This is a genomic window from Xenorhabdus bharatensis, assembly GCF_037996705.1.
Lineage (GTDB): Bacteria > Pseudomonadota > Gammaproteobacteria > Enterobacterales > Enterobacteriaceae > Xenorhabdus > Xenorhabdus bharatensis.
In genome coordinates, this window is record NZ_JBBMXG010000043.1 from 1 (window position 1) to 4,187 (window position 4,187).

6 protein-coding genes and 1 pseudogene are annotated in these 4,187 nt (G+C 42.8%); all 7 read left to right on the forward strand.

Annotated elements, in window-relative coordinates:
• Positions 1–428 precede the first annotated feature (428 nt).
• The gene (locus AAC855_RS20980; RefSeq protein WP_228859735.1) at positions 429–710 is read left to right on the forward strand and encodes a type II toxin-antitoxin system RelB/DinJ family antitoxin; all 282 of its coding nucleotides are present in this window, start codon (positions 429–431) and stop codon (positions 708–710) included.
• Positions 697–975: a type II toxin-antitoxin system YafQ family toxin gene (locus tag AAC855_RS20985; RefSeq protein ID WP_340612091.1), complete on the forward strand. Its 279-nt coding sequence runs from the start codon at positions 697–699 to the stop codon at positions 973–975. Before AAC855_RS20980 ends, AAC855_RS20985 begins: the two co-directional genes overlap by 14 nt.
• 189 nt (positions 976–1,164) lie before the next feature.
• A complete protein-coding gene (locus AAC855_RS20990; protein WP_340612090.1) occupies positions 1,165–2,337 on the forward strand; it encodes a phage tail sheath protein in 1,173 nt (390 codons plus the stop codon).
• A gap of 11 nt (positions 2,338–2,348) precedes the next feature.
• On the forward strand, positions 2,349–2,867 hold the full coding sequence (locus AAC855_RS20995) for a phage major tail tube protein (RefSeq protein ID WP_038265769.1): 519 nt from the start codon (positions 2,349–2,351) through the stop codon (positions 2,865–2,867).
• A 97-nt stretch (positions 2,868–2,964) separates the two neighbouring features.
• Positions 2,965–3,282 carry a phage tail assembly protein gene (locus AAC855_RS21000; RefSeq protein WP_099121949.1) on the forward strand — a complete coding sequence of 106 codons (318 nt, stop codon included), beginning with the start codon at positions 2,965–2,967 and terminating at the stop codon, positions 3,280–3,282.
• An 11-nt stretch (positions 3,283–3,293) separates the two neighbouring features.
• Positions 3,294–3,416, forward strand: coding sequence for a GpE family phage tail protein (locus AAC855_RS21005; RefSeq protein ID WP_086955987.1), 123 nt, complete (start codon positions 3,294–3,296; stop codon positions 3,414–3,416).
• A pseudogene (locus AAC855_RS21010) lies at positions 3,409–4,187 on the forward strand (hypothetical protein); the annotation flags it as partial. The gene AAC855_RS21005 and the pseudogene AAC855_RS21010, both read left to right, overlap by 8 nt.

Below are 4,187 nucleotides of genomic sequence, written 5' to 3' on the forward strand. Positions count from 1 at the left end.
CTGATTTCATCGCGGTTAATTCAGATTGTACGGTGCTGCCATCACTAGTCCCAATAAGAGAGGCACCATGATTGGAAGATAATATTGCCGTTTCCACCAAACCGAGGTTTTATAGAACACTATGTGAATACATAATAAGACTGATAACAGCAGACGAAAGGCAATAACCAAAAAAGTAATAAGCAAAAGCATACACATTTTATAGTTCACTTAATACCCAATATTCCAATTTATAGAAACACTAGATAAAAAGAACAAAATACAAACAAAATATGGTTGTTTTTAGTGCTTTTTTTCACGTTGCACAGTGTATGAGTGAAAAATTCTCATTTGCCCTAACTCCAGTAATAGCACGTTTTTTAGTCTTGTTATGTGACTACAGTGGGACTACAATCAATAGCTATTATGTAAAGAAAGAGGGGGTTTTTATGGCTAATGAAACTTATGTCAGGGCGAAAATTGACCCTAAAACTAAAGAACTTGCAACTATTGCACTCCAATCTATGGGGTTGACAGTAAGCGATGCTATTCGCATGTTGATGGTACAGGTAGCGGAAAAAAATACGCTACCCTTCAAAGTGAAAGGTACTCATTACCGGAATGCTTCTCGCACAAAAGCTGCTATTAAACAGCTTGAAAGTGGGAATGGTAAAACGTTTGATAGTGTTTCTGCTTTCATGGATGATCTGAACAATGATGAGGAAGATTAGTCGTTCTTCTGAGTTCAAGAAGGACTATAAGCGCGTGAAGAAAGGTAAATATCGCGCAACTATCGATGAAAGTTTAGTTGAAATACTGGATATATTGGTAAACGATAAACCAATCCCGCCAAGATACGTCGATCATCCACTAAAAGGAAACTGGCGGGGTTTCCGGGACTGTCATCTTCACCCAGATCTACTGCTGATTTACAAAAAAGTTGGTAATACCGTTTTGGAGCTTGCCCGATTAGGCTCCCACAGCGAGTTATTCTGATAACTCTCGAGTAAACCGTCCGCTAGGGCGGATTTTTTTACCTGCTGCACACCTAAAAATTCAACCAACTGATTTAAAACAAAAATATCTCAACCAATTTGTACCTCCTACCACACATGTCTAACCATATGATTTTTCAGTCTTAATCCGCCAATATATGCCCACACCTTAACAGGAGAGAACGCTAATATGGCACAAGATTATCATCACGGAGTCCGTGTACAGGAAATTAACGAAGGTACTCGTACCATTACTACCGTTAGCACTGCTATCGTCGGTATGGTTTGTACTGGTCCTGACGCAGACGCAAAAACATTTCCATTAAATACTCCGGTTCTGCTTACTGACGTTATGAGCGCCAGTGGTAAAGCTGGACAAAAAGGTACTTTGTCCGCATCACTGAAAGCAATCGCTGCTCAGGCTCTGCCTGTGACTGTAGTTGTTCGTGTGGAAGAGGGCGAATCTGAAGAAGCAACAATTTCTAATATTATCGGTGGTGTTACTGACGCTGGTAAGAAAACCGGTATGCAGGCACTGCTGGCGGCACAAAGCCAGCTCGGTGTTAAACCACGTATTCTGGGTGTTCCGGGTCTGGATTCAAAAGCTGTGGCTCTTGAACTGGCGGGTATTGCCGAGAAACTGAAAGCAATGGCGTATGTCAGCGCTTATGGCTGTAAAAAAATTGAAGAAGTTATTAAATACCGTGAATACTTCAAGCATCGCGAGCTGATGCTGATTTGGCCTGATTTCCTGAGCTGGGATACTGTTACTAACAGCGAAGCGACTGCTTTTGCAACTGCTCGTGCTCTGGGCCTGCGCGCTAAAATCGACGAAGAAACCGGCTGGCATAAAACTCTGTCCAACGTTGGTGTCAATGGTGTGACTGGTCTGTCTGCTGATGTCTTCTGGGATCTGCAAGATACTGCAACTGATGCTGATCTGTTGAACAAAAGTGGTGTTACTACCCTGATCCGTAAAAACGGTTTTCGTTTCTGGGGTTCCCGCACTTGTTCTGATGATGCGCTGTTCCAATTCGAAAGCTACACCCGTACCGCTCAGGTTCTGGCTGACACCATGGCTGACGCACATATGTGGGCAATCGACAAACCACTGACGCCATCACTAGTACGCGACATTATTGAAGGCATCAATGCTAAGTTCCGCGAGCTGAAAGCCGGTGGTTACATCATTGATGGTCGTTGCTGGTATGACGACAAAATCAACGATAAAGACACCCTGAAAGCAGGCAAACTGACCATCGATTACGACTATACCCCTGTACCGCCACTGGAAAACATGATGTTACGCCAGCGCATTACAGATAGTTACCTGATGGATTTCGCGAAAAGTATCAATAAATAAGGGGCTAACTGATGGCATTACCTCGCAAACTTAAGTACCTGAACTTGTTCAACGATGGCAACAATTATCAGGGTATCGTGGAAGAACTGACACTTCCTAAACTGAGCCGAAAACTGGAAGCCTATCGTGGTGCCGGTATGAACGGTAGCGCAATGGTAGATCTGGGTCTGGATGAAGGTGCATTGGATGCGGAATTCACTCTGGGCGGGATCGAATCTCAGCTGTACAAACAGTGGGGCATTGCACAAGTGGATGGCGTCATGCTGCGCTTTGCCGGCTCTTTTGAGCGCGAAGATACAGGTGACGTGGTTGCAGTTGAAGTTGTGATGCGTGGCCGTTTTCAGGAATTCGATCACGGTACTTATAAACAAGGCGACAACACACAAACCAAAATTACCGCTAAAAACACTTACTTCAAATTGACCTGGGATGGCGAAGAACTGATTGAAATCGACACTGTCAACATGGTTGAAAAAGTGGGCGGAGAAGATCGTCTGGCACAGCATCGCCGCGCTATCGGTCTGTTTTAATCACTCTTTGATTAACAAATTTTAAAACTTATTTCCTGTCTCACCCAGCATATTCGCGGCTGAGACAGGTTTTTACTCGGATAAACAAGGTTGAATTATGACTGAAGCACTGAAAACTCAAAATGAAGATCTGCGCACAATCGAATTGGAAGCTCCACTGGCGCGAGGCAACGGAAAAATCACGGAAGTGACGGTACGTAAACCTACCAGTGGTGCGCTGCGCGGTGCTCGTTTACAGGCACTGCTGGAAATGGATGTGGATTCTATGTTGCTGATTCTGCCACGTGTCACCACACCTGCATTGACCAAGAATGACCTGATGATGATGTCACCCGGTGATCTGATTAATCTCAGTGTGGAGGTGGTCAATTTTTTGTTGCCGAAGTCGGTCAAGTCCGATTCCCAGAACGATTAACCGTTGATGAACTGGTGGCAGATATTGCCACCGTTTTTCACTGGAGACCGGCAGATACAGATGAAATGTCACTGTCGGAATTATTGGACTGGCGACATCGGGCCATTTTAAGAAGTGGTGCGGAGAATGAGTAATATACAATCACAGGTAAACAAGGTACTCAGTGCCGTAAGTAAATTGACCAGTTCCTTTAAATCTTTTCAACGGCATCAGAAAAAACTGGTGGATACAACAGATAAAATTCATAATCAGTTTAAAAAGCTTAATAAAACCGTTGAAAGTTTAAAACCTATTGTCGGATATGCGCAGGAAACTGCGCGTATGCGTGCCGATCTTAAAGCCTACAATCAAACAATTAAGCAATCTTTTTCTGCGCAGCAGAATTCGTCAAGAATGACGCAGGTGAGTGCTGCGAGTCAATCAGTCAACATTACTCAAATAACTCAGAGTGTCAGCCAAGTAAATTCATCTAGCAAGAAAAGTGAAGTTAATCTTGGTGTCACTGGGAATATAACTAACAATTTCACCTTGTTAGATAAATTAATTATTAATATCAACGCCAGAATAAAGATTTTCGGTAATGTTGGCATAAGGGTTTTTAGTTCGTTAAAAGTAGGTGTTCGTATATTTTCTTCACTATCCATTAATATATTTAGCTCATTGGGTATGAGATTCAATATTTTTGGTAAGTTAGGGGTGAAGATATTTGGCTCATTGAAGATAAGTCTGAATATATTTGGTCAGTTGGGATTTAGAATATTCGGATCTTTAAGGGTTGGGCTGAATGTCTTTGGGCAATTAGGTCTAGGAATATTTGGCTCATTGAAGATAAGTCTGAATATATTTGGTCGGCTGGGAATTAGAACCTTCGGCTCTTTAAGGATTGGACTGAGTATCTTTGGACA

What these genes read in the sequence shown, in the direction of transcription:
- AAC855_RS20990 (WP_340612090.1), top strand. Translation starts at nt 1,165, where the DNA reads ATGGCACAAGATTATCATCACGGAGTCCGTGTACAGGAAATTAACGAA.
- AAC855_RS20995 (WP_038265769.1), top strand. Translation starts at nt 2,349, where the DNA reads ATGGCATTACCTCGCAAACTTAAGTACCTGAACTTGTTCAACGATGGC.
- AAC855_RS20980 (WP_228859735.1), top strand. Translation starts at nt 429, where the DNA reads ATGGCTAATGAAACTTATGTCAGGGCGAAAATTGACCCTAAAACTAAA.
- AAC855_RS21000 (WP_099121949.1), top strand. Translation starts at nt 2,965, where the DNA reads ATGACTGAAGCACTGAAAACTCAAAATGAAGATCTGCGCACAATCGAA.
- AAC855_RS20985 (WP_340612091.1), top strand. Translation starts at nt 697, where the DNA reads ATGAGGAAGATTAGTCGTTCTTCTGAGTTCAAGAAGGACTATAAGCGC.